The organism is Streptomyces sp. NPDC039609 (genome assembly GCF_055596705.1).
On the sequence record NZ_JBVIUJ010000001.1, the window covers coordinates 373,058 to 396,388 of the forward strand.

A 23,331-nucleotide genomic window follows, 5' to 3' on the forward strand; every position below is an offset into this window, starting at 1 on the left:
GCGGCCCGACCGCGTCTAGCGTGGCGGGCATGGACGAACCGCGCAGAGACGGCCAGGGCGGCCCGCCCCGGGCACGAGACGGCCAGGGCGGCCCGCCCTGGCTGCGGCAGTGGGCCGACCGGGAGCCCGGAACCGGACTGCCCTGGCGGTCCACCCTGCTCCTCGCCGTCTTCGTGATGGTGGGCTCCGGCTTCGCCGCGCGGAACCAGCCGGACCGGGAGTCGCTGGACGCCCTCGGCCGCTCGCTGCTGCTCGTCGGCTCCGCCCTGCTCCTGCTGCGCCACCGCCACCCGGTCCCCGTGGTCTTCGGCACCGCGGCGCTCACCCTCGGCTACTTCGCCGCCGGCTACCCCTACGGTCCGGTCTTCCTCCTCGTCGCGGTCGCCTGCTACGCCGCGGTCGTCAACGGCCACCGGCGGTCGGCCTGGTGGGCGCTGGGCCTGCTCTGGGTGGGGCATCTGCTCCTCGCCCACTGGCTCCACCGCTACCTGCCCCCGGACGGGGACTCCGCGGCGCCCTGGGGCCAGGAGATCCCGGTCGCCCTCTTCGTCGTCGCGATCCTCGCCGCCTCGGAACTGGTCCGCGTCCGCCGCGAGCAGTGGGCGCAGCAGCGCGCCGAACGCGCCGCTGCCGAGCGGCGCCGCGCCGACGAGGAGCGCCTGCGGATCGCCCGCGAACTCCACGACGTGCTCGCTCACTCGATCTCCGTCATCAACGTGCAGGCTGGCGTCGGTCTCGCCCTGCTCGACACCGACCCCGAGCAGGCGCGCACCGCGCTCACCACCATCAAGGCGGCGAGCAAGGAGGCGCTGGGGGAGGTCCGGCAGGTGCTCGCCACGCTGCGCGCCCCCGGCGAGGCCCCGCGCACCCCGGCGCCCGGCCTCGACCGGCTCCCGGAACTGGTCGAACAGGCGGCGTCCGCCGGTCTGACCGTACGCACCTCCACCGAGGGGGAGTCCGTGGCGCTGCCGCCCGGCACCGACCTCGCGGCCTTCCGCATCGTGCAGGAGGCGCTGACCAACGTCGTCCGCCACTCCGGGTCCCGCACTGCCCGCGTCGTGATCGCGTACCGGCCCGGCGGCGTGGAGCTCCGTGTCGACGACGACGGACCGGCGACCGGCGGCGACGCCGGCGGCAGCGGCAACGGAATCGCCGGGATGCGGGAGCGTGCCGCCGCGCTCGGTGGCACGATCGAGGCGGGCACCCGCCCCGACGGCGGCTTCCGGGTGCGCGCCGTCCTTCCCGCCCGCCCGAAGGAGACCCCGTGATCCGTGTCCTGCTCGCCGACGACCAGTCGCTGGTACGGGCCGGCTTCCGCGCGCTCCTGGACGCCCAGCCGGACATCGAGGTCGCGGGGGAGGCCGCCGACGGTGACGAGGCCGCGGCGAAGGCGAGCGAGCTGCGCCCTGACGTCGTCCTGATGGACATCCGGATGCCGCGGCTCGACGGCCTGGCCGCCACCCGGAGGATCACCGGCGACCCGGCCCTCGGTGCGGTGAGGGTGGTCATGCTGACCACGTTCGAGCTCGACGAATACGTCTTCGAGGCCATCCGCTCCGGTGCCTCCGGCTTCCTCGTCAAGGACACCGAACCCGACGAGCTGCTGCGGGCCGTGCGCGCCGTCGTCGAGGGTGACGCGCTGCTCTCGCCGGGGGTGACGCGACGGCTCATCGAGGAGTTCGCCGCCCGGTCGAAGGCCCCGCCCGGCGCGTCCGGTCTCGATGAACTCACCGAGCGGGAGCGGGAGGTGATGGCCCTGGTCGGCATCGGCCTCTCGAACGAGGAGATCGCCCGGCGCCTGGTCGTCAGCCCTCTGACCGCCAAGACCCATGTGAGCCGGGCGATGGTGAAGCTGGGCGCGCGGGATCGGGCCCAACTCGTCGTCCTGGCCTACGAGTCGGGTCTGGTGCGCCCGGGCTGGCTGGGCTGAGGACGGGTACGGGGCCGATGGCTCGGGGCGGGTCCGGGCTCGCGCTGCGGGGGTCGCTGAGGTCCGTGTCCGGGCTTGCGCTCCGGGGGGCGCTCAGGTCCGTGTCCGGGCTTGCGCTGCGGGGGTCGCTCAGGTCCGCGCCCCGCCTTCTCACGACCAGGTGATGCCCGACGTCTCCCGCCACAGCCGGGCGAGCGACGCGTCGCCCTCCACGGTCACGGCGCCCTCCGGAAGCCGGTTCCAGAGCGTCAGACAGAGACGGTCGGCGGGACCGCTCAGCTCGCAGTCGGCCGGGCCCGTCGCGTCGCGCGCCGTGCGCGGTGCCTCCTGGGAGAGCCGTACCGTCCATACGTCCCCGGTGTCCGTCGCCCGGACCCGCAGGGTCTTCGGCTCGGGTGTGCGGACGCGGCTCCGGTCGCGGCCGTGGAAGGCGCGCAGCAGCTCGTCGATGCCGTCCACGGCGACTACCGGGTCCACCGGACCCGGAAGGCCCGACGGCAGTGCGGACTCGGCGTCCGCGCGGTGCACGGTCGTCTCGTGGGCCTGCCTCCGCGCCCAGAAGGCGAGCGGGGAGGGAGCGGGCAGGAAGGTCCAGCACTCCAGGGTGTCGGGCGCCGCGCGCAGGGCGGCGACCAGCAGGGCGTGCCCCTCGCGGAAGTGGGCGAGGAGCTCCTCGCCGTCGAGATCCGGCTCCCCTCCATCGGGGTGGTAGGAGGTGTGGCCCTCGGCGACGAACGCCGTGGCCCACCGGTGCACCATCGTCGTGTGGCGCAGGAGGTCCCGCACCCGCCACCCCGGGCAGGTCGCCACCTCGGCGTCCGTGCCCGCCTCGGCCGCGGCGTCGGCCAGGCCCCTGCCCGCGGCGTCCAGGGTCTCGATGTGCTCGTCGATCTTCATGATCCCCATGTGGCGGATTCTGCCAGGGGACGGCGCGGGCCGGGGCGGAATCACGCCTGCGGTGGCCTGCCGCGCGGCCTGAGGGCGGCTGCCCGGGCAGGGCTACTCGGCCTGCGCCGGGACCCGTACGTTCCTGGCCGCGTAGCCGATCACCGCGGCACCCGCCGCGAGGACGGCGACGGTGGTCAGGGCGACCGGCAGGGAGAACCAGTCGGCGAGGAATCCGATCGACGGCGGGCCGAGCAGCATGCCGCCGTAGCCGAGGGTGGAGGCGGCGGCGACCCCGCTCGGGCCGGCGAGGGCGCCCGCGCGGGCCACGGCCACCGGGAAGATGTTGGCCAGGCCGAGACCCGTGACGGCGAAGCCGAGCAGTGCGGCCCAGACGCTCGGGGCGAGCGCGCCGAGCACCATTCCGGCCGCCGCGGTCGCCCCGCCCGCCACGAGCGTGCGGGTCTGGCCGAGCCGTTCGAGGAGCGCGGTGCCGGAGAGCCGGCCGGCGGTCATGGTCAGCGCGAAGAGGGAGTAGCCGGCGGCGGCGACGCCCGGATGCGCGTGGAGGTCCTGTTCCAGGTGCAGCGCGCCCCAGTCGGCCAGTGCGCCCTCGCCGTACGCCGTGCAGAGCGCGATCACCCCGAAGACGAGGACGAGCCCGCGTGAACCGGCCTTGCCGCGGGGCCGGTCGGGGGCGACCGCTTCCGGCGGGGCGGGGGAGGGCTGCCTGAGCAGTACGGGACCGGCCACGGCCGTCAGGAGCAGCCCGACGACCGTCAGAGCGAGGAGATGGGTCGCGGGTGCGAGGCTCCCGGCGACGAGTCCGCCGAGCCCCGCGCCGACCATCCCGCCGAGGCTGAACGCGGCGTGGAAGCTGGGCATCACGGGGCGGCGCAGGGCGGCGACGAGGTCGACGGCGGCGCTGTTCATGGCCACGTTGATGCCGCCGTACGCGGCGCCGAAGACCAGCAGGACGAGGCCGAGCGCGAGCGGTGAGTGGGTGAGGGCGGGAAGAGCGATGGAGAGCGAGAGCAGAACGGCGGTGACGACGGTGACGGCATGGCTGCCGTGGCGCCGGCAGAGGCGCCCGGTCAGAGTCATGGTCACCACGGCGCCGGCCGACACCCCGAGGAGCGCGAGCCCGAGGTCGCTGGCGGAGGCCCCGGTCTGCTGCTTGATCGCGGGGATGCGAACCACCCAGCCGGCGAAGAGGAAGCCGTCGAGGGCGAAGAAGAGCGTCAGGGAGGTGCGGAGGCGGGACAGGGAGGGAGCGGTGTCTCCGCCAGGGCCCCCCGGAACGGCCGTCCGTACTTTGTTTAGTAGCGGCACAAACTCAGGATAGGGGTCGGCGGACGTGGATTCAACCTGGACGCCGGCGGAGCTGCGGTGCTCGGCCCGAGGTGTCGGCGTGGTCGGCGGTGCTCGGCCCGAGTGCGGGCTCGGTCTGCTCGGCCCGAGGTGTCTGCTGGCTCGGTGCTGCTCACCCGAGTGCTGTCGGGGTCGCGGTGCTCAGCCCGAGGCGTTGTCGGGGTAGGTGCTGCTCAGCCCGAGGCGTTGTCGGGTAGGCGCCGCTCACCCGAGATGCCGTCGGGCGCGGCGGGGCTCAGCCCGACGCGTCGGCGGTGTCCCGTCGCAGCGACGCCCGTACGAGCGCGGCGGCAAGCAGGGGGAGGTCCTCGCGGGGGACGAGTCCCGCGAGTGCGGCGGCGTCCACGGGGAGGTGCGCGCGCCGGGCGCCCTCCAGGGCACGCTCGTCCAGGTAAGGGGCCAGTTCCGGCCAGATTCCCTGGACCTCGCGCAGGAAGATGTCCGCGCCGGCCGGGCCGATCCCGGGCATGTCCTGCAACTCCGACCGCAGCACCTCCACGTCGCCGTCCGCCGCCTCCCGCATCCGCCGCAGATCGCCGCCGTAGTCCGCCAGGACCAGCTCGGCTTCCTCGCCCAGCTGCGTCGAGGTCCGTTCGTCATAGCGCCGATAGCCGCCCTCGCCCAGCGCGTCCACCCGCTCCTGCCATGTGGCGTCCCGCATCCGCCGCGGGCTGCGCATCCCCGCGTCGAAGAGCGCCCTGGCCGTCGCGACCGCCGTCTCCGCGCGGATCCGGGCGCTCAGCAGATGGGCCAGGACGAGCAGCTGGTACAACGGCTGCGGAGTGTTCTTGAGCCGGATACCGGCCTCTTCGGCGTACGTCCCGTGCTCCTGGTCCTCCAGCAGGGCCCGGACGCGGGTCGTCGACGTGTCGGAGCCTGTCATGACACCTCCCGTTTCCCGCCGCGCCGCTACCCGCTGGGCACCCGCCGAAACCGCGCCACCGTCCGATCATGGGAGACTCGCCCCCATGAACGGCAAGGCGACGACGACCAAGACACGGCTGGACAGGGGGCGCGGCGCGCTCGGGCCCGCACTGGAACTGGTGCACACGGGCCGCGCGCCGACCCGTGCCGTGCTCACCGCCGAACTCGGCGTCACCCGCGCCACCGCCGGTGCCGTCGCCGCCGAACTGGAGGCCCTCGGCCTCATCCGCGTCGACTCCAACCCCGGCGCCGCCGCCGGATCCCAGGGACGTCCCTCGCACCGCCTCGCCGTCGACGACAAGGGCCCCGTGGCCCTCGCCGCACAGGTCCACGCCGACGGCTTCCGCGCCGCGCTCGTCGGCCTCGGCGGCACCATCGTGGCCACGGCGCCCGGCTGCGTCACCGTCTCCGCCGACCCCGCCCAGGTTCTCGGCGCCGTCGTCGACGCCGGCGCCGCCCTGCTGGAGGAGAGCGGCCGCCGCTGTGTCGGCGCGGGCCTTGCCGCGCCGTCCGCCGTCGCCGAGCCCGAGGGCACCGCCCTCAACCCGCTGCACCTGGCCTGGCCTGCCGGTGCGCAGGTACGGGAGATCTTCGCGGAACGCGTCCGCGCCGCCGGCATCGAGGGCCCGGCCTTCACCGGTAACGATGTCAACCTCGCCGCCCTCGCCGAGCACCGCCACGGCGCGGGCCGTGGCGCCAAGGACCTTCTCTGCGTCGCGACCGGACACCGGGGCGTCGGCGGCGCGCTCGTCCTCGACGGCCGTCTGCACACCGGGAGTTCGGGCCTCGCCCTCGAGGTCGGACACCTCACGGTCAACCCCGAGGGGCGCCCGTGCCACTGCGGCAGCCGGGGCTGCCTCGACGTCGAGACCGACCCGCTCGCCTTCCTCACCGTCGCCGGACGCGCGCCCGGCCCCGAGGTCTCGCTGCTCCAGCAGTCGCGCGACCTGCTGCGCACCAGCCCCGACGACCCTGGCGTACGGGCCGCGACGGCGGAGCTGATCGACCGTCTGGGGCTCGGTCTCGCCGGCCTCGTGAACATCCTGAACCCGGACCGGATCATCCTCGGCGGTCTGCACCGCGAACTGCTGGACGCCGACCCCGACCGACTGCGCGCGGTCGTGGCGGACCGCAGCCTGTGGGGTCGCAGCGGCGGGGTTCCGATCCTCGCCTGCACCCTCGACCACAACAGTCTGGTGGGCGCTGCGGAGTTGGCCTGGCAGCCGGTCCTCGACGACCCGCTGGCGGCTCTGGGCAGGCCGGTGGTGTGAGGAAGCGGAAGGCCGGACCCCATGCCTGAAGCCCCTCACCACGATTTCGGTTGGGCAGACGGCGTCACTCGCACTAGCGTTCCGCCCCATGACAGATAACGATCTTCCCCCGCGCCTCGGCAGCCTGACCTTCCACGGGCCGCTCTCCGAGGCCCGCGCCAACCGCATGATCGAGCGGCTCGCCGCCGCCTCGCCCGCCACCGTGCTCGACATCGGGTGCGGCTGGGGCGAGTTGCTGATGCGCGTCCTGGAGGCCGCGCCCGGATCGACCGGTGCCGGCCTCGACATCAACGCCGAGGACCTGGCCCGGGGCCGGGTCCTCGCCAAGGAGCGCGGACTGGCGGACCGGGTCGAGTTCGTGGAGGAGTCGGCGCTCGGCACCACCCGCGGGCCGGTCGACGCGATTCTCTGCCTCGGTTCCAGCCAGGCCCTCTGTGACCCCGACCAGCCCCACGACCCGGCCGCCGCCCTGCGTGAACTGCGGCGCCTGGTAAACCCCGGCGGCCGTGTCGTTCTCGGCGAGGGCTTCTGGCAGCGCACGCCGACGGAGGAGGAGCTCGCCGGGATGTGGCCCGGCGCGCATGCCGGGGAGCACTTCCTGCTCGGACCGCTCGTCGACCTGGCGATCGAGGCCGGCTTCCGCCCCGCGTGGATCGAGACGGCCGGCGCCGACGAGTGGGAGGAGTTCGAGTCCGGCTACCGCAACGACACCGAGCTCTGGCTGGCCGCCCATCCCGACCACCCGCTCGCCGCCGAGACCCGCGAACGGGTCGACCGCCAGCGCTCCACCTGGCTCAACGGCTACCGCCGTGTCCTCGGCATGGCCTATCTGACGCTCGTCCCGGTGGGCTGAGCCGCCAGGTCCGCCCGCTCCGGCGCCGACACGTGCAGCACCTGGAAACGCTCGTACGCGCCGAATTCGGGGACGGAGCCCGGGGCCGAAGCCGCAGGCTCCTCCGCCCACAGGGTGAAGTGCAGCAGCTCCCAGTGCCGGGGATCGATCGCGAGCGCGCTCGCCACCACGCCGTCCTCACGGGCCTCGCGTGCGTGGCGGGCGCGCGCCTCCGCCACGGCCTGCGCCGGAGCGATGCCCATCGGAACGGGGAGCCTGCGGCGCGTCGCGGTCCGTGGCGCCCGGTCGGCCGCCGGCCCCTCCTCGTAGGCGAGACCCGTCCAGTGCTGCACCACCGGCCGGCCGAAGTCGTTCACGATCCCATGGAATCCGGGGCCCCAGAGGAACGAGTTCATCCCTTCCGGAGTGGTCCAGAGGTAGAAGGGCGCGTACTGGTTCACGGGCGAGCCGTCCTCGCGTTCCCTGATCAGATACGCCTTGAGGCCGAGGCCGGGGAAGTCGTCGAGGAGATGACCCTTCGTCGCGACCCGGTCGCGGATGATCCCCATGTCGTAGTCGGCGGGCAGGGTGATCTCGTACTGCATGGCGTCCATCGGGCGGTCTCCGATTCTCTTGTGCGCGCTCAGTCGGCACGGCTCGACAGGGTCGACAGCAGGGCGAGCAGGCCGCGGACGGCGGTGTCGAAGGCGGCGGGGGAGCCGGACGCACGGGCCAGCACATAGCCGCCCTGCACGGTCGCCACGATCGTGGCCGCCAGCTCCGCCGGATCGATGGGGCCGGTCAACTCCCCGCTGTCCAGGCCCTCCTGGACGACGTCGGCGAGTCGGCCGCGCAGCCATCCGAGTGTCTCCTCGACGGGAACTCGCAGTTCGTCGCTCGCGACGACGTCCGGGTCCATCGTCAGCCGCCCGACCGGGCAGCCGCGCAGCACGTCGCGCTCACGCAGCAGATACGCCTCCAGCCGCGCGTACGCCGAGCTCCCGTCGCCCAGGACGGCTTCCGCCGTGGCCCGCGTCTCCTCGGCCGTACGACGGATCGCCGCGAGCGCCAGATCCGGCTTCCCGGCGAAGTGGTGGTACATGCTGCCCTGCCCGGCGCCGGCGGCCTGCTGGATCGCCTTGGGGCTCGTCCCCACGTAGCCACGCTCCCAGAGCAGCTCCCTGGTGGCCTCGATCAGTCGCTCGGACGTCGTCATGAGGGAAGTGTACATACCAGTAGGTACAGAAGTCTCGAGTGGGCGGGAGCAGTCGGCAGCGCGGTCCGTACTCCCCACGTCGTACGGACGAAGCCGCTGGCCGTACGACGACCCGGACCGCCTCCGCGAGCGAGTCTCGAAGCAACGTCACGCGACACACGCGACACACGCGACTTACGCACGAGGAGTTGAGAGACATGAACACACTCGCCCACGCCGGCCCCGGGCCTTGGGTCCTGTTCATCCCGCTCGTCTGGGCGGCCGTGATCCTGACCGTGGTCACGGTCCTGCGCCGGACCGGACGGATTCGCGGCCGTCGAGGCCCCGGGCCGCGCCCGGCCTACGACGAGCAGTCTCCGATCGCGCTCCTCGGCCACCGTTTCGCAGCCGGTGAGATCGACGAGGACGAGTACTGGCGGCGGCTGACCGTCCTGGAGGAGCAGTTCGGTCGTACCGCGGGACCCAAGGGGCGTGCGGCATGACCACGACCACCGCCGCGGCCACGCGCGCCGCCCGCACCGCCGCCCGGGTCGTCGACGCCGTGAAGGTCTACGGCGTCGGCGACACCGAGGTCAGAGCCCTGGACGGGGTGAGCGTCGACTTCCCGGCCGGTCGCTTCACCGCGATCATGGGCCCCTCGGGGTCCGGCAAGTCCACCCTCATGCACTGCGCCGCCGGGCTCGACACCCTCACCTCCGGCGCCGCGTTCATCGGTGACACCGACCTCTCCGCCCTCGACGACCGGCGGCTGACGCTGCTGCGTCGCGAGCGGATCGGCTTCGTCTTCCAGGCGTTCAACCTGCTGCCGACCCTCACCGTCGCCGAGAACATCACCCTGCCCCTGGACCTCGCCGGAACCACCCCCGACCGGGCCGGGCTCGACAGGCTGATCGACACCGTCGGCCTGCGCGACCGGCTCCACCACCGGCCGAGCCAGCTCTCCGGCGGCCAGCAGCAACGCGTCGCCGTCGCCCGCGCCTTCGCCGGCGACCCCGACGTCGTCTTCGCCGACGAACCCACCGGCAACCTCGACTCGCGCTCCGGCGAGGAGGTGCTGCGGCTCCTCGGCCGGACCGTACGCCAGACCGGCCGTACCGTCGTCATGGTCACCCACGACCCGGTCGCCGCCGCCCACGCGGACGAGGTGGTCTTCCTCGCCGACGGCCGCCTCGTCGACCGGATGACGGAGCCGACCGCCGAGCGTGTCCTCGACCGCCTGAAGGCGTTCGACGCCAGGTCCACCACCCAGGGGGCGGGCGCCAGGTCCAATACTCAAGGGGCGGTGACGTCATGAACGCCGCCCGAGCCTCGCTGAAGATCAGCCTCTCCGCACTTCGCGCCCACAAGCGGCGTCTTGTCGGCACCTTCACCGCCATCCTGCTCGGCGTCGCCTTCCTCGCCGGCACCCTCGTCATGGGCGACACACTGCGCGCGAGCTTCGACTCGCTGTTCGGCAACGCCAGCAGCGGTACGGATGCCGTCGTCCGCAGTGCGAGCGTGGTCACCGTCGAGGGCGAGAGCCAGGGGACCCGCAGCCCCGTCGACGCGTCCCTCGCCGACACGATCGCCAAGGTTCCTGTCGTCGCCGCGGCGGTCCCCCGGATCGAAGGCGCCGGTCAGCTCGTCGCCGCCGACGGAGACCCCATCGGCGGCCAGGGCCCGCCCACTCTCGCCGGCAACTGGATCGAGGACACGGAACTCAACCCGTACGCCCTGGCCGAAGGCCGCGCCCCGGAGAAGTCCGGCGAGGTCGTCGTCAACCGAGGCGCCGCGAAGGCGGGCGACCTGTCCGTCGGCGACACCACGGTCCTGCGTACCCCCGACCCGGTGAAGGTCACCGTCGTCGGTCTCGCCACCTTCGGCGGCGAGGACGGCATGGGCCAGGTGACGTACGCCGGGATGACGCGCGCCGACGCCGAGAAGTACCTCACGCCGAAGCCCGGCGACGCGGCGGGCATCCTCGTACGTGCCGGCCCGGGCACCTCGCAGCAGGAACTGGTCGCCGCGCTGGCGCCGGTGCTCCCCGAGGGCGTCGAGGCGATCACCGGAGAGCGGTCCGCCGCGGAGAACACCGAGATGATCTCGGGGCAGTTCCTGACCCTCTTCACCACCTTCCTGCTGGTGTTCAGCGGGGTGGCGCTGCTCGTCTCCGTCTTCTCGATCCACAACACCTTCGCCATCGTGGTCGCCCAGCGCACCCGCGAGAACGCGCTGTTGCGCGCGCTCGGCGCCTCCCGTCGGCAGGTCGTCGGCTCGACACTCGTCGAGGCCGTGGCGGTCGGTCTGGTGGCCTCCGTCGCCGGGCTCCTCGGAGGCATCGGTGTGGCGGCCGGGCTCCAGGCGCTCTTCCCGGCGATCGGCTTCCCCTTCCCCGAGGGCGCGCTCGTGGTCAGCGGCCTGTCGATGGCGCTGCCCTTCGCCGTCGGACTCCTTGTCTGCGTCGGCTCGGCGCTGATGCCGGCCGTGAAGGCGGGACGTACGGCCCCGCTCGCCGCGCTGCGCGAGACCGCGGTGGACGAGTCGGGTGCCTCGCGGATGCGCGTCCTGGCCGGCTCCGGACTGCTGCTCGCCGCGATCGCGGTCGTGCTCACCGGAGTTCTCGCCACCCCGTCGCTGTGGCTCGCCTCCGTGGGGGCCGTGCTGGCGCTCGCCGCGTTCGTCGTCCTCGGCCCGGTGGCGTCCTCGGCCGCGGTACGGGTCCTCGGCGGCGCGCTGCGCGGGACGAACCGCGGGCTCGCGCGCCGCAACGCGCTGCGCAGCCCCAGGCGGACCGCCGCCACGGCCACCGCTCTGATGATCGGCGTGGCGGTGGTCTCGCTCTTCACGGTCTTCGGGGCCTCGCTGAAGGCCACGATGGACCAGACGGTCTCGCGCTCGTTCGCCGGTGACGTCGCCGTCAGCACACCGTCGTTCGGCGCCGGGGGCGGCGGGCTCAGCCCGCGGCTCGCCCCGGCGATCGCCGAGCTGCCCGAGGTGGAGACCGCCGTCGGCCTCGGTCAGGGCGTCGCGGAGATCGACGGCGAGGGGCGGGCCCTGACCGTCACCGAACCGACCGCGCTCGCCCGCTCCTTCGACCTCGGAGACGTACAGGGGTCGCTGAACGGCCTCGGCACGGACGGCCTCGCCGTCGCGGACACCGAGGCGGCCAAGTCCGGCCTGAAGCCCGGCGACACCACCGAGCTGGCCTTCACCGACGGCAGCCGGCACACCTTCACCGTCAGGGCCGTCTACCAGCAGTCCGAACTCGCCGGCGACTACGTCGTCAGCCGCGAGGCCTGGGCCCCGCACCGCGCCCAGGACTCCGACACGCTCGTCGCCGTGACCTTCGAGGACGGCGTCTCCGTCGATGCGGGCAAGGCCGCGGTCGAGGACGTCGCCGAGCGGTACGGCAACCCTGAGGTGCAGACCCGCGACGAGTACGCCGCCTCCTCGGCGAGCGGCATCGACATGATGCTCACGCTGGTCTACGCGCTGCTCGCACTGGCCGTGCTGATCGCCCTGCTCGGCATTGCCAACACGCTCACCCTCGCGGTCCATGAGCGCACCCGTGAACTCGGCCTCCTGCGCGCCGTCGGCCAGACCCGGGCCCAGCTGAAGGCGATGGTCCGCTGGGAGTCCGTCCTGGTCGCGGCCTTCGGCACGGTCGGCGGACTCGTACTCGGCGGCTTCCTCGGCTGGGTGCTGGTCACGGCGTCCGACGGGGCGAGCGACAGCGCGTTCGCCTTCGCCGTACCGCCGTTGCAGCTCGCCCTCGTGGCGCTGGTCGGCCTGACGGCGGGCGTCGTGGCCGCGTGGCGCCCGGCCCGGCGGGCGGCCGGGCTGGACGTCCTGCGGGCGATCGCGACGGAATGACGCCGGTACCGGAACACGCGTACCGGATCACCCATGTCGGATCTCTTGGATCCCGCGTGGATATCGGATCCTGGATCTTGGATTTTGGATCCGATACGTGTGGTCCGGTCCGCGGCATTCCCGCCCCGCCCCCGACTCAGCCCATGAGAACCGAGCGGGCGACCGACGGGGCGCGGGCGGGCTCCGTCGGGGACCCGAAGGGCACACCCTCGAGTCCCGTGCCATGCGCACCGGGGAAGCGGGTCTGGTCGGCGAACGGACCGTCGGTCGTCGCGCCGTGGACGGCGTGCGACCGGAAGGGGACGGCCACCATGGGGGTCGGCGCGGAGAGAGTGAACCACACGACCTTCCCCGTCTCGCCGTGCGGGCGGATGCCCCAGCTCTCGCTGACCGCCTCGATGATGGCCAGACCGCGGCCCGACGTGGCCAACTCGTCGATCCCGACGAGGTCCTGGGCCCCCAGGATTCCCGTCCTGCCGGCGAATCCCGGTATCCGCGGGTCGTGGTCATGGACCGAGACCATGAGTCGGTCGAGGAGCAGCTCGATCTCGACGGTGCACCTCTTGTCCGGCTGTGCGTGCCGGTGAACATTGGTCAGCAGCTCGGTGACACCGAGCGCCGCATGGTCGATCAACGCATCGAGATGCCAGTAGCGCAGATGCGCCGATACGATTCTGCGGACCTGACCGATCCGCGACGGCAGGGCCTGGAGCTCCACCGTGCAGTGCCTGCTTGGCTCGCTGATCACGGCTGCGACTCCCCGAAGTAGGTCCGGAAGAAGACGAAGATTCGGATCTGTCATGCGGTACTGCAGGGCGGCGGGCTGGATCACAGCGTCACCGCCGGTAAACCCTCGGTGAGGTGGTTCCAGCGTGAACCAGTGGTGAGTGGCCCGCAACTCGCGGCGACCCACCGCAGGTCACCGGAGTGTCATCGCTCCGCGCCTACCTCTTCCTGGCCGCCTTCTTCAGTGCTTCGAGGAAGCGTCCCGGGTCCGACGCCCGGTCCTGCGGCCCGTCCATGGTCAGGCGGTAGCGCGTCCCGTTGACCGTGGCCACCGTCTCGTCGGGCTTCGCGAACCAGGGCCGTCCGGCCCGCACGGAACTCACCGGGGCGCTGTCGATCTCGCTGCCGTAGCTGGTCAGCAGCGACAGCCGGCCGTCCTCGATCCGGACCTCGCCCGCCCGGGTCAGCGAGCGGGGCCAGCGCTCGATCCGTACACCCGTGGCCGTGAACTCGGGCTCCGTCATATCGCTCCGCCCCCTTCGCACCGGTTGTTCCGACCAGTGTGCCCGGCGTGCGGCAGGCGCACCAGAGTGCCCTTCTGCAAGGGACTCCTATGGACCCCCAAAGTGAACGTTTGTGCAGGTGAGCGAGTTATCGTCACCAGTGGGGACCGTCGGGGGAAGGATGAGGAGAGGGACGCATGAGCACCACGGAGAACACGGTGTCGGGCAGCGCGCCACGGGCCGCGGCCACCATCGACATCGACCGCAGCGACCCGGCGTACCGCGCCTGGCTGAAGGAAGCCGTCCGCAAGGTCCAGGCCGACGCCAACCGCTCCGCCGACACCCACCTGCTGCGCTTCCCGCTCCCGGAGAAGTGGGGCATCGACCTCTACCTCAAGGACGAGTCGACCCACCCCACCGGCAGCCTGAAGCACCGTCTCGCCCGCTCCCTCTTCCTCTACGGCCTCTGCAACGGCTGGATCCGGCCCGGCAAGCCCGTCATCGAGGCGTCCAGCGGCTCGACGGCCGTCTCCGAGGCGTACTTCGCCAAGCTGATCGGGGTGCCCTTCATCGCCGTGATGCCCCGCACCACCAGCCCGGAGAAGTGCCGCCTGATCGAGTTCCACGGCGGCCAGTGCCACTTCGTGGACGACTCGCGCAAGATGTACGAGGAGTCCGCGGCGCTCGCCGAGCGGACCGGCGGGCACTACATGGACCAGTTCACCTACGCCGAGCGGGCCACCGACTGGCGGGGCAACAACAACATCGCCGAATCCATGTACCAGCAGCTGAGGCTGGAGCGGTACCCCGAACCCACCTGGATCGTCGCCACGGCGGGAACCGGCGGCACCTCGGCGACCATCGCGCGCTATGTGCACTACATGCAGCACGACACCCGCATCTGCGTGGCCGACCCCGAGAACTCCTGTTTCTTCGACGGCTGGACGAACAACGACCCGCTCGCCTCCTCCGACTGCGGTTCGCGCATCGAGGGCATCGGCCGGCCGCGTATGGAGCCGAGCTTCGTGCCGGGCGCCATCGACCGGATGATGAAGGTCCCGGACGCGGCCAGCGTCGCCGCCGTCCGTGCCCTGGAGGCAGCGATCGGCCGCAAGGCGGGCGGCTCCACCGGTACGGGACTGTGGAGCGCGCTGAAGATCGTCGGGGAGATGGTCGAGCACGGCCGTACCGGCAGCGTCGTGACCCTGATCTGCGACCCGGGCGACCGCTACCTCGACAAGTACTACTCCGACGCCTGGCTGGCCGACCAGGGCATGGACATCGCGCCCTACGCCGCCGCTATCGACCGGTTCCTGGAGACGGGTTCCTGGCCGGAGTGAGCCGCCGGTCCAGGCTGCGCATCGCGTCGCGGAAGGACTTCCCGACGCCCGGGCGGGCCAGGCGCATGGCGACGAGGCAGGGCCGGGGGCCGTCGACGGCCATCGTCCAGCGGACCCGGGTGCCTGGTCCGGCGGGGGAGAGGGACCAGTCCTCAAGCATGGCGCTGACGCCCGGTGCGTTGGTCTCGTCGATCCGGTAGGCGTAACGGGTGTCCGGTTCGTCGGCCATGATCGTCTCGTGGAACACGATCCCGCCCCGCAGCCGTACCGTACGGCCGGCGCCGTCGGCGGTCGGGGCCGCCGAGGCCACCGCCGCGAACCAGGCGGGCATGCTGCCCAACTCCACCGCCAGTGAGCGGTGCACGGCGGACGGCGGGGCCGCCACCTCCGCCGTGAAGACCAGACGAACGGGCGCGGATGTGGCGAAGTCGAGCTCCACGGGCCTGAGTCGGCGTGCCATGGGACCGTACCTCCGGAGGGCGGGGCTGAAGTGCGCACACCCTAGCTGACGTTCTGTCACATGCCCAGCAGTCCGTCCATCGCCCGTCCGAACAGCCACCGCCCGGCGCGGGCCAGTACGAGATCGAAGGCGCCCGGAACGCCGCGGAGGCGAAGCTCCTCCACCCACACCGCGCGGGAGCCGCCGCCCGGCGTCCCGTACACCTCGATCACGGCCCGCCCGAGCACCACCCTGCCCCGCTTCTCCAGCAGGCACCTGCCGGGCCGCCCGGCCGCCGGGGGCTCCCAGCGCACGACCTCCATGGGATCATCGAAGGCGAGCCGTCCGATGCCCGTACGGGCCACGAACCGCGTTCCCACGCCCACGGGCCCGGGAGAGAGCAGCCGCGTCCGGGTCAGCGGCACCAGACGGCCGTGCGCGCGGAAGTCGGTGAGGCGCCGCCACACCTCCTCGACCGGCAGGGCCGAGGAGCGCTCGACGCGGAAGAGGCTCACACCGCGTCGTCCTCGTTCTCGTCCTCGCTCGCCACCACCAGACCCGGCAGCAGCTCCGCCATCTCCGCCCGGGTCTCCGACGACAGGCCCGCGTCCGTCACCAGCGTGTCCACCTCGTCGAGCCGGGCGAACGAACTCAGCCCCACCGTCCCCCACTTGGTGTGGTCCGCGACCACCACCACCCGGCGCGCCGAGCGCATCAGTCTCCGGTTCGTCTCCGCCTCCGCGAGGTTCGGCGTGGAGAGCCCCGCCTCCGCGGAGATGCCGTGCACCCCGAGGAACAGCACGTCGAAGTGGAGCGAACGGATCGCCTGGTCGGCCACCGGCCCCACCAGCGCGTCCGACGGAGTCCGTACGCCACCCGTGAGCACCACGGTCGCCGCACCGGGCCGCGACTCGCCGCCCGCGTAACCCGCCGTGTGGAAGACGTCGGCGACCCGTACCGAATTGGTCACCACCGTCAGATCCGGCACATCGAGGAGCTTCTCCGCCAGGGCGAACGTCGTCGTACCGCCCGACAGTGCGATCGCCGAACCGGGCGCGACCATGCGCGCCGCCGCCCGGGCGATGTCCTCCTTCGCGCCCAGCTCCAGCGCGGACTTGGCCTCGAACCCCGGTTCGTGCGAACTCGTCTCCACCACCGGCACCGCGCCGCCGTGCACCTTCTCGACGACACCCTGGCGGGCCAGTGCGTCCAGGTCCCGGCGGACCGTCATGTCGGAGACATTGAGCCGCCGCGTCAGTTCGTTGACCCGTACACCGCCGCGCCGCCGCACCTCGTCCAGAATGAGGGCGCGCCGCTGCTCCGCGAGGAGATTCTGATGGTCGCTCACCACCGGGGGCCGTTCCTTCCGAAGGGGACTGGGGGATTGCCGTCGGATTCGGTGAGAGCCCGTGCACGAGTGCACGGCCTTCCGCGATCCTGTTGCCTGTCGTCGAATCCTGCCACCCAGAGAGCGAGACGCCGAAGTGTCCCCTGCCACACCTGCCCCGAAGAGCGGAGGTGCGGCGCTCGAGCTCCTCGTCCACGGTGTCGGCGGCGCCACGCCGCAGGACATGCTGGGCGACCCCCGTACGGTCCGGGTCACCGGCGACACGACCGCCGCCATGCACCGCCGCACCGACGACCTCGACGCCGAGGAGCACCCCGAGCGCTACGCCGAACGGCCGGTTCCGGAGGCGTACTGCTGGTCCAACCTCACCTCCGGCAACGGCGCCCGCGCCCTGTGGCTGCTGCTCCTGCCCTTCATGGTCGTCAACCTCGCCCACTGGATGCGTCCGCCGGCCAAGAGGCGCCCCGGTCTCGTCCGGCTGTACGGGGTCCTGGTGCGGCTCGTCGCCCTCACCCTCACCGTGCTGCTCACCGCCGCCGCATGCGAGGTCGCGCTCGATCTGACGGCCTGGCAGTGTGCCGGATCCGCCGCCTGCACGGAGGACCGCTCCTGGCTCGGCTTCCTCTCGGCCGAACGGGGCGGCTGGTGGTCCCAGCCGGGCCGCCGTCTCGCGCTCGCCGCCGTGGTCCCGGCCGCGCTCGTGGGACTGCTCTGGTACCTCTCCAACCGGACGTGGAGCGCGTACGAGGCCCAGCGCCCGCCCACGGGGTACGACGAAGCGGCGGCGGCGCCGACGGAACCGGCGGACACCTCGCCGGCCGAGTCCGGGTCGGACGCGGCGACGGCGGACACCGAAAGCGCCGACGCCCCCACCCCCATCGAACTCCGCCCAGCCCTCGGCCGGCCCGGCTTCTGGTACGGCCGCCGCCTCGTCGCCCGGCTGCGCGCCGCCCACACCGCAGCGGGCCTTCTGACGGTCGCCTCGGCCGTCACCGGAGCCGCCGCCCGCCATGACCGTGGCGCGTCCGACGCCCTGCTGAAAGCCTTCGCCTGGTCCCTCCAGGCGGCCTTCGTCGTCCTCGCCGCCGTCGTCCTCTGGGTCGTCTGCCGCCGCGGCCGCAGCGAGAAGCGCCTCGACCTGCGGCTCGAACGGGCCATGGTCTCCTGGCTGCCCGGCGCCTCCCTCGTCCTGCTCGCCCTCGCCGTGCTCCACGCCGGCTGGTCCCGCCCCGAGTGGCGCTCCGCCGGCACGCTGCCAGGCGACGCCGCCTTCGGCGTCCTGACCCTGGCTCAGGGCGGCCTCGTCGTCGCCCTCGCTGCGGTCGCCCTCCTCCTGCACCGCCCCCACCGCGAGCCGCGCACCGCCCTGTACGGCCTCGGCGGCCCGGCCGTCGCCATGCTTGCCTGCGCCCTCGGGGGCGTGATGTCCGGCGGAGTCGCCCAGCGTATGGCCGACTGGCTCGACGGTCCCGGCACCCCGGGCATGGGCGCCGGCTCTCCTGTGGCCCCGCCCGTGCTGCTGAGCTGGCAGGCGTCCGTCATCCCCGTCCTGCTCCTGATGCTCCTCGCCCCGGTCGTCTTCCTCGCCGTACGGACCGCGCGTGCCGCCCGCCGCCTCGGGCCCGTCGTCGAGGCCGAGTACGGAGCCGAGGTCTCCGACCCTGTTCGTACCGCACGGATCGCCGCGGGCCGGGCCACCGCCGGACTCACCGACGCCGCTCCCGCCCTCGTCGGGATCGTCTCGGGCGCGACCCTCCTGCTCGGTGCCGGTTCCGTCGCAGGGGCCTGGGCCAGCGGGAACGTACCCGGCCGGGCCTTCGACGGCGCGCACCCCGCGATCGCCTCCGCCGCCGACACGGCCCAGTCCCTCGGCTCCTGGATGATCGGTTTCGGCTTCCTGCTCTTCGTCACCTGGGGCCGGCGCGCCTACAGGGACGCCTCGGCCCGTCGCACCATTGGCATCCTCTGGGACGTCGGCACGTTCTGGCCGCGTGCCGCGCATCCCTTCGCCCCGCCCTGTTACGCCGAACGGGCTGTGCCCGACCTCACCTGGAGGATGAGCTCCTGGACCAGGCACACGGGCGGCCGGCTCGTCATCTCCGGCCACTCCCAAGGCAGTGTGCTGGCCGCGGCGGCCGTCTGGCAGCTGCCGCCGACGACCCGCGGTCGGGTCGCGCTGCTGACCTACGGCTCCCCGCTGGAGCGGCTCTACGGCCGCTGGTTCCCCGCCTACTTCGGCCCGGGGCCGCTGCGCGCCCTGCACCGTACGGTCCACTGCTGGAGCAACCTCTACCGCGCAACCGACCCGATAGGCGGACCCGTACGGGTCCCCGCCGAGGGAGCCAAGCCGGCCGTCGACCGCGCCGTGCTCCTCGATCCGCTCGTCTACGGCCGCACCCACGAACACCCGCTGCCGGAACCGATCCTGGGCCACTCCGACTACCAGGCCGACCCGGTGTTCGCCGCCGAACGGTCCGTACTCCTCGACCGGTTGCCACCCGCCCTGCCCCGCCAGCGTGACGGCGACGGGGGAACGAACGATCAGGCGGATCAGGGGAGTTCGGGAAGGTCCTCCGGATAGAGCAGGGTCAGGTCGTCCGTGTTCACCTCGGCGAGCACGGCGACCCGTCCGGCGTGCCGCTCCACCATCGACTCGAACGTCTGACGCGCGGTACGGCCGTTGCCGAACGCCGGCCCCTTCGGCAGTTCGGTGAAGTACTTCCGCAGCGCCTCGTCGGTGCCCTCGGCGAGCCGGTACTCGTGCTCGTCCGCCTGCTGCTCCACGATCCGCAGCAGCTCTTCCGGTACGTAGTCGCTGAAGCTGATGGTCCGTGAGAAGCGGGACGCCACGCCGGGGTTGACGGTCAGGAAGCGTTCCATCTCCGCCGTGTAGCCGGCGACGATCACCACGACCGCGTCGCGGTGGTCCTCCATCAGCTTCACCAGGGTGTCGATCGCCTCGCGCCCGAAGTCCCGGCCGGAGTCCTCGGGCGACAGCGCGTACGCCTCGTCGACGAAGAGCACACCGCCGCGCGCCCGGTCGAAGGCCTCCTGGGTGCGGATCGCGGTCGAGCCGATGTGCTCGCCGACCAGATCGACCCGGGACACCTCGACCAGATGCCCGCGTTCCAGGACGCCCAGCGAGGCGAGGATCTCGCCGTAGAGCCGGGCGACGGTCGTCTTGCCCGTGCCGGGGTTGCCGGTGAAGACCAGATGGCGGCGGACCGAGGCGGCCTTGAGGCCGGCCTCCTGCCGTCTGCGCCCGACCTCGATCATGTTGGTGAGCGTGCGCACCTCGTGCTTCACGCTCTCCAGGCCCACCAGCGCGTCCAGTTCACCGAGTACGTCCTTCGAGGAACGTGCCTCCGGAGCCGGCTCGGGGACAGGCGGGGCAGGAGTGACGACGGGGGAGCGCGGCGCGGGAACCGTACCGAGCAGCCCCGCCGACTGCGTCGCCGTCAGCACGGTCCCGGTGTCCGGGGCGGGATTCGTCCGCACGGCGCTCTCGTCGCTCGTGCAGTCCTCCGCGACCGGACCCTCGTCGGGGAACTCGTACCCGCCGCGGGCGCAGCGCTCCGTACGGCACTTGCGCAGGGTCGTGCGGCAGCCGTCCATCACATGGAAGCCGTAGCCGCCGCTGCCGGTCACCCGACAGCCGTGGAAGGAGCCGCGCCCCTCGGCGGAGACGTAGAACCCGGCCTCGGCGGGCGAGGTGACCGTGCACCGTTCGATCGTCGGGTCGGCGCCCTTGGTGACGATCACCCCGGTCTGTACGGCGTCGATGGTGCAGCCGCCGAGCGTCCCGCCGCTGCCGTGGTCCCGGAACCAGGCGCCTGTGGACGCCTCCCGGATCCGGCAGTCGTCGAGCTGCGCGGTCGCCCCGTCGCTCACCGACACAGCCGTGTTCCGCACCTGCGACAGATCGCTGTCGACGACGTCCGCGCGCGAGCCACGGTCGAGGACGAACAGCGCGTCAGGTACGTCGTGCACTCGGCACGCCTCGAGGACGGCGGTCGCCCCGTCGCTGATCCAGACCGCCGGGTAGTCGCCCGTACTGTCGTGGATCTCGCACTGGTTGGCGTCCACCCGGGTGCCGGGGTCCCACACCGAGAGCCCGTTGCGGCCGAAGCGGCGCACAGTGGAGCGGGTCAGCGTGAGCACGGAGCGCGAACGCAGGTCGATCGCGTTCTCGGGGATGTCGTGGATGTCGCAGTCGGAGAGGGTGAGGACCGCGTCCGTGTCGAGCGTGATGCCGTCGGCGGAGGTGCGGTGCAGGGAGGAGTCGGTGAGGTGCGCGGTGGCGCGGGCCGCGATCTGCAGACCGGTGCCCTTGATCTCGTACACCTCGCAGCCGATGGCCTCCAGGCCGCTGCCCTCGCCGTTGACGGTGATCCCGGCGCCCGAGGCGTGATGGACCCGGCACCGCTCCAGCCGCGGATGGGCGCCGCCGCGCACGGAGACGCCGGACTGCCCGGCCGAGACGATCTCGCACTCCTCGAACACCCCGCCGGCGCCGTCGAGTACGGCGATGCCGACGCCCGCCGGATTGTCGACGGTGCAGCGCCGGACGGTGGGGCGGGCGGCTCCGCGGACCTCGAGGCCGGCGGCCGACCGGGTCACGATCCGCAGATCGAGCAGCTCCGGGGTGCCGTCCTCGACGAGCAGCGCCGGCGCGGCGGTGTCCTGGCCTTCCACATGCAGGTCCTGGACGGTCGCGGACGCCCGTACGGTCAGCGGTACACCGTCCACGGGGGCGATGCGGACCGAGCCGACACCGCCTTCCGGGCCGCGCAGGGTGACGGCCCGTTCGATGACGAGGTTCTCCCGGTAGGTGCCGGGCGCGACGGTGAGGACATCGCCGTCCCCCGCGGCCTCCAGGGCTGCGGCGAGGGACGCGTACTCACCCGTGCGGCGCCGCCACCGCGATGTGCCGGTGTGCGTCACCTGGACCGTGCCCTGTGCCATGGGTGTGCTCTGCCCCCGCCTCATGCGTCGCTGCTCATCGGATGCCCCACCGTAGCGCGCGCGACGGCGAGGGGTTGACGGGTCGGCCGCTCGTGCCGGGTACGTCCGGTCGACGGGGTCGGCCGGACGCGCCCGTACGTCGTAGGGGAAGGCGTGGCTGGTCGCGCCGGGTGCGTCGGTCAGCTGCCCGCGCCCGTACGCCCCCAGTCGGGACCGGCCTTGGCCCATGCGCGGTCGAGGCGTTGGTACCGCCGGTGTACCAGCCGCCGTACGACAAGGCGCCTGGCCGCCTCGACGAAGACGCCGGCCAGGGCGGCCGTGAGCAATCCGATGGCGATCGCGTGGGCGTGCGCGGTCTCCGGCTCCATGGGCGCCGTGACCGGGCGGCCGCCGCGGTCCGTCCAGAGCCGGAACGTGTCGCCCGGATCGGCCAGTTCGCGCCGGATGGTCACCGTACCCGTGCGCGACGTGCCGTCCGGCGCCGTCCAGCGGGCCACGACGGACCGGCGGAGCGGCTGTTCGTCCCCGGACTCGGGGCTCGTGAGTCCCGGCGCCGGGGTGTCGGCGAGCCGGACGACCCGCGCCGTCGTGGGCTGGCGCAGCCGGGACTGGGCCTGGACCGCGCGCTGGAGGGAGGCGTCGGTGCGCACCCCGGAGATCCAGCCGGCCGTCGGTACGGCGAGCGCGAGCAGCACCACGGCCGTGAGCGCGACCCACGCCTCGATCAGGTCTGTGGTCCGGCGCAGGGGATTGTGCCGCCAGCGCCAGACCCCGGCGGCCGCTCGCACGCCTCGCACCCCCTCGTCCTCGGCTCTCTCAACGAGTCTGCCCCCGGGGAGGGTTCCCTGCCCGTCGGGACGGGAATTGCGGAGCGATCGGGGGGCGGCCGCCCCACTTCAGTCGATGATCTTGACCTCGTCGCCCACCCGGACGGTGCCGACGGTCTCGGGCACGAGGTTCTGGCCGAAGATCAGCCGGCTGCCGTCCTTGCGGTGGAGGGCGAGCGTCCGCAGCGGCTCCTTGCCGCGCTCGGCGGTCCGCTGGTCGGTGGTGGTCACGACACACCGGCCGCAGGACCTGGCGACCCGGAAGGTGACCTCGCCGATGGCGAGCCGGGTCCAGCCGTCCTCGGCCCAGGGCGCGGTCCCGTCGATGACCACGTTCGGCCGGAAGCGGTTCATCGGAAGGGGGCCCTCGTCGGCGTGATCGCCCTGGGCGATCAGCGAATTGAGGGCGTCGAGGGAGGCGGTGGTGGTGGCCAGGAGCGGAAAGCCGTCCGCGAAGCTCACCGTTTCGCCGGGCAGCGCGAACTCGGGCTTGATCGGACGCCGGTGGTCCGGCTCGTCCATGTGGACGAGCCGGACCTCGGTGCCCAGGTACTCGCTGAACCATGTGTCGGCCGAGGGATCGGCCGGGACCGCCTCCACCGGAGTCTCGAAGACCTCCACCCGGATCGTGGACGACAGCCGCGGCACCTCGACCGACAGCGTGGGGCGGCCGGACGCGGACACCTCGATGCCACCGCTCGGCAGCGGTTGGGCCGAGGCCAACGCCATCTGCGGATGACGGCGTTGGGTCACGACCTTGCCCGACGAGTCCACGACGGCCCAACGGCGGTCACCGGCCAGTCCCCATGGCTGGACCTCCGCCTCGGCGGGTGCGTAACCGCGCAGCGCCTTGACCGGGTGGACATGGACGGAGCGCAGGCGAGGGATCGACATGTCGCCAT

The 23,331-nt window shown here is 72.9% G+C and carries 22 protein-coding genes; 9 read left to right on the forward strand and 13 right to left on the reverse strand.

Annotation, left to right across the window (positions count from 1 at the left end; translation table 11 throughout):
• Positions 1-29 precede the first annotated feature (29 nt).
• Together ACZ561_RS01720 and ACZ561_RS01725 are read left to right on the forward strand one after the other, a co-directional pair.
• Complete coding sequence (locus ACZ561_RS01720; RefSeq protein WP_470988297.1) at positions 30-1,268, forward strand: sensor histidine kinase; 1,239 nt, start codon at positions 30-32, stop codon at positions 1,266-1,268.
• The gene (locus tag ACZ561_RS01725; protein ID WP_470988300.1) at positions 1,265-1,930 is read left to right on the forward strand and encodes a response regulator; all 666 of its coding nucleotides are present in this window, start codon (positions 1,265-1,267) and stop codon (positions 1,928-1,930) included. The genes ACZ561_RS01720 and ACZ561_RS01725 overlap by 4 nt, the downstream gene beginning before the upstream one ends.
• Positions 1,931-2,080: 150 nt before the next feature.
• Here ACZ561_RS01725 and ACZ561_RS01730 read toward each other — a convergent pair whose 3' ends face one another.
• The 3 genes from ACZ561_RS01730 to ACZ561_RS01740 all read right to left on the reverse strand — a co-directional run bounded on the left by ACZ561_RS01730 (position 2,081) and on the right by ACZ561_RS01740 (position 5,069).
• Complete coding sequence (locus ACZ561_RS01730; RefSeq protein WP_470990010.1) at positions 2,081-2,827, reverse strand: maleylpyruvate isomerase family mycothiol-dependent enzyme; 747 nt, start codon at positions 2,825-2,827, stop codon at positions 2,081-2,083.
• Positions 2,828-2,929: 102 nt separating this feature from the next.
• A complete protein-coding gene (locus ACZ561_RS01735) occupies positions 2,930-4,147 on the reverse strand; it encodes an MFS transporter (RefSeq protein WP_470988302.1) in 1,218 nt (405 codons plus the stop codon).
• Between the two features lie 274 nt (positions 4,148-4,421).
• Positions 4,422-5,069, reverse strand: coding sequence for an HhH-GDP family DNA glycosylase (locus tag ACZ561_RS01740; protein ID WP_470988305.1), 648 nt, complete (start codon positions 5,067-5,069; stop codon positions 4,422-4,424).
• 85 nt (positions 5,070-5,154) lie between these two features.
• On the opposite strand from ACZ561_RS01740, the gene ACZ561_RS01745 reads away from it, so the two are divergent.
• Entirely contained in the window at positions 5,155-6,381 is a 1,227-nt protein-coding gene (locus ACZ561_RS01745; protein ID WP_470988307.1) for an ROK family protein, read from the forward strand.
• 88 nt (positions 6,382-6,469) lie between these two features.
• Positions 6,470-7,234, forward strand: a complete 765-nt coding sequence (locus tag ACZ561_RS01750) for an SAM-dependent methyltransferase (RefSeq protein ID WP_470988310.1) — start codon at positions 6,470-6,472, stop codon at positions 7,232-7,234.
• Here ACZ561_RS01750 and ACZ561_RS01755 read toward each other — a convergent pair.
• Both ACZ561_RS01755 and ACZ561_RS01760 read right to left on the reverse strand, forming a co-directional pair.
• Complete coding sequence (locus ACZ561_RS01755; RefSeq protein WP_470988312.1) at positions 7,207-7,827, reverse strand: DUF4865 family protein; 621 nt, start codon at positions 7,825-7,827, stop codon at positions 7,207-7,209. The genes ACZ561_RS01750 and ACZ561_RS01755 overlap by 28 nt on opposite strands.
• 29 nt (positions 7,828-7,856) lie before the next feature.
• Entirely contained in the window at positions 7,857-8,429 is a 573-nt protein-coding gene (locus ACZ561_RS01760) for a TetR/AcrR family transcriptional regulator (protein WP_470988314.1), read from the reverse strand.
• Positions 8,430-8,626: 197 nt separating this feature from the next.
• Here ACZ561_RS01760 and ACZ561_RS01765 point away from each other — a divergent pair, with 197 nt between their 5' ends.
• Genes ACZ561_RS01765 through ACZ561_RS01775 form a run of 3 tightly spaced genes read left to right on the forward strand, consistent with a single transcriptional unit; the run spans position 8,627 to position 12,281 of the window.
• On the forward strand, positions 8,627-8,911 hold the full coding sequence (locus ACZ561_RS01765) for an SHOCT domain-containing protein (RefSeq protein WP_470988317.1): 285 nt from the start codon (positions 8,627-8,629) through the stop codon (positions 8,909-8,911).
• Positions 8,908-9,723 (forward strand): ABC transporter ATP-binding protein, encoded by an 816-nt coding sequence (locus ACZ561_RS01770; protein ID WP_470988320.1) that lies wholly within the window; start codon positions 8,908-8,910, stop codon positions 9,721-9,723. Before ACZ561_RS01765 ends, ACZ561_RS01770 begins: the two co-directional genes overlap by 4 nt.
• Complete coding sequence (locus ACZ561_RS01775; protein WP_470988324.1) at positions 9,720-12,281, forward strand: ABC transporter permease; 2,562 nt, start codon at positions 9,720-9,722, stop codon at positions 12,279-12,281. Before ACZ561_RS01770 ends, ACZ561_RS01775 begins: the two co-directional genes overlap by 4 nt.
• Positions 12,282-12,417: 136 nt before the next feature.
• Here ACZ561_RS01775 and ACZ561_RS01780 read toward each other — a convergent pair whose 3' ends face one another.
• Complete coding sequence (locus ACZ561_RS01780) at positions 12,418-13,029, reverse strand: ATP-binding protein (protein ID WP_470988327.1); 612 nt, start codon at positions 13,027-13,029, stop codon at positions 12,418-12,420.
• A 196-nt stretch (positions 13,030-13,225) separates the two neighbouring features.
• Positions 13,226-13,531 (reverse strand): hypothetical protein, encoded by a 306-nt coding sequence (locus ACZ561_RS01785; protein WP_470988329.1) that lies wholly within the window; start codon positions 13,529-13,531, stop codon positions 13,226-13,228.
• 176 nt (positions 13,532-13,707) lie between these two features.
• On the opposite strand from ACZ561_RS01785, the gene cds1 reads away from it, so the two are divergent.
• Positions 13,708-14,850: an L-cysteine desulfhydrase Cds1 gene (gene cds1, locus ACZ561_RS01790; protein ID WP_470988333.1), complete on the forward strand. Its 1,143-nt coding sequence runs from the start codon at positions 13,708-13,710 to the stop codon at positions 14,848-14,850.
• On the opposite strand, the gene ACZ561_RS01795 is transcribed toward cds1, so the two are convergent.
• The 3 genes from ACZ561_RS01795 to ACZ561_RS01805 are packed head-to-tail and all read right to left on the reverse strand — an operon-like array spanning position 14,810 to position 16,637.
• Positions 14,810-15,310 carry an SRPBCC family protein gene (locus tag ACZ561_RS01795; RefSeq protein ID WP_470988335.1) on the reverse strand — a complete coding sequence of 167 codons (501 nt, stop codon included), beginning with the start codon at positions 15,308-15,310 and terminating at the stop codon, positions 14,810-14,812. The genes cds1 and ACZ561_RS01795 overlap by 41 nt on opposite strands.
• A 56-nt stretch (positions 15,311-15,366) precedes the next feature.
• Entirely contained in the window at positions 15,367-15,804 is a 438-nt protein-coding gene (locus tag ACZ561_RS01800; RefSeq protein WP_470988337.1) for an SRPBCC family protein, read from the reverse strand.
• Positions 15,801-16,637: a DeoR/GlpR family DNA-binding transcription regulator gene (locus ACZ561_RS01805; RefSeq protein WP_470988340.1), complete on the reverse strand. Its 837-nt coding sequence runs from the start codon at positions 16,635-16,637 to the stop codon at positions 15,801-15,803. The genes ACZ561_RS01800 and ACZ561_RS01805 overlap by 4 nt, the downstream gene beginning before the upstream one ends.
• Positions 16,638-16,773: 136 nt before the next feature.
• Between ACZ561_RS01805 and ACZ561_RS01810 the strand changes: the two genes are divergently transcribed.
• A complete protein-coding gene (locus ACZ561_RS01810; protein WP_470988341.1) occupies positions 16,774-19,218 on the forward strand; it encodes a hypothetical protein in 2,445 nt (814 codons plus the stop codon).
• On the opposite strand, the gene ACZ561_RS01815 is transcribed toward ACZ561_RS01810, so the two are convergent.
• The 3 genes from ACZ561_RS01815 to ACZ561_RS01825 form a co-directional block, all read right to left on the reverse strand.
• Positions 19,188-21,602 (reverse strand): right-handed parallel beta-helix repeat-containing protein, encoded by a 2,415-nt coding sequence (locus ACZ561_RS01815; protein WP_470988343.1) that lies wholly within the window; start codon positions 21,600-21,602, stop codon positions 19,188-19,190. The two genes, ACZ561_RS01810 and ACZ561_RS01815, sit on opposite strands and share 31 nt — an antisense overlap.
• Before the next feature lie 179 nt (positions 21,603-21,781).
• Complete coding sequence (locus tag ACZ561_RS01820; protein WP_470988346.1) at positions 21,782-22,399, reverse strand: Rv1733c family protein; 618 nt, start codon at positions 22,397-22,399, stop codon at positions 21,782-21,784.
• 99 nt (positions 22,400-22,498) lie between these two features.
• On the reverse strand, positions 22,499-23,323 hold the full coding sequence (locus ACZ561_RS01825; RefSeq protein WP_470988349.1) for an MOSC domain-containing protein: 825 nt from the start codon (positions 23,321-23,323) through the stop codon (positions 22,499-22,501).
• Positions 23,324-23,331 lie beyond the last annotated feature (8 nt).

Excerpts from the sequence above, each read along its gene's own strand:
- ACZ561_RS01765 (WP_470988317.1), top strand. The coding sequence starts at position 8,627 with ATGAACACACTCGCCCACGCCGGCCCCGGGCCTTGGGTCCTGTTCATC.
- ACZ561_RS01760 (WP_470988314.1), bottom strand. The coding sequence starts at position 8,429 with ATGACGACGTCCGAGCGACTGATCGAGGCCACCAGGGAGCTGCTCTGG.
- ACZ561_RS01720 (WP_470988297.1), top strand. The coding sequence starts at position 30 with ATGGACGAACCGCGCAGAGACGGCCAGGGCGGCCCGCCCCGGGCACGA.
- ACZ561_RS01785 (WP_470988329.1), bottom strand. The coding sequence starts at position 13,531 with ATGACGGAGCCCGAGTTCACGGCCACGGGTGTACGGATCGAGCGCTGG.
- ACZ561_RS01730 (WP_470990010.1), bottom strand. The coding sequence starts at position 2,827 with ATGAAGATCGACGAGCACATCGAGACCCTGGACGCCGCGGGCAGGGGC.
- ACZ561_RS01825 (WP_470988349.1), bottom strand. The coding sequence starts at position 23,323 with ATGTCGATCCCTCGCCTGCGCTCCGTCCATGTCCACCCGGTCAAGGCG.
- ACZ561_RS01755 (WP_470988312.1), bottom strand. The coding sequence starts at position 7,827 with ATGGACGCCATGCAGTACGAGATCACCCTGCCCGCCGACTACGACATG.
- ACZ561_RS01775 (WP_470988324.1), top strand. The coding sequence starts at position 9,720 with ATGAACGCCGCCCGAGCCTCGCTGAAGATCAGCCTCTCCGCACTTCGC.
- ACZ561_RS01745 (WP_470988307.1), top strand. The coding sequence starts at position 5,155 with ATGAACGGCAAGGCGACGACGACCAAGACACGGCTGGACAGGGGGCGC.
- ACZ561_RS01740 (WP_470988305.1), bottom strand. The coding sequence starts at position 5,069 with ATGACAGGCTCCGACACGTCGACGACCCGCGTCCGGGCCCTGCTGGAG.
- ACZ561_RS01770 (WP_470988320.1), top strand. The coding sequence starts at position 8,908 with ATGACCACGACCACCGCCGCGGCCACGCGCGCCGCCCGCACCGCCGCC.
- ACZ561_RS01795 (WP_470988335.1), bottom strand. The coding sequence starts at position 15,310 with ATGGCACGCCGACTCAGGCCCGTGGAGCTCGACTTCGCCACATCCGCG.
- cds1 (WP_470988333.1), top strand. The coding sequence starts at position 13,708 with ATGAGCACCACGGAGAACACGGTGTCGGGCAGCGCGCCACGGGCCGCG.
- ACZ561_RS01815 (WP_470988343.1), bottom strand. The coding sequence starts at position 21,602 with ATGGCACAGGGCACGGTCCAGGTGACGCACACCGGCACATCGCGGTGG.
- ACZ561_RS01750 (WP_470988310.1), top strand. The coding sequence starts at position 6,470 with ATGACAGATAACGATCTTCCCCCGCGCCTCGGCAGCCTGACCTTCCAC.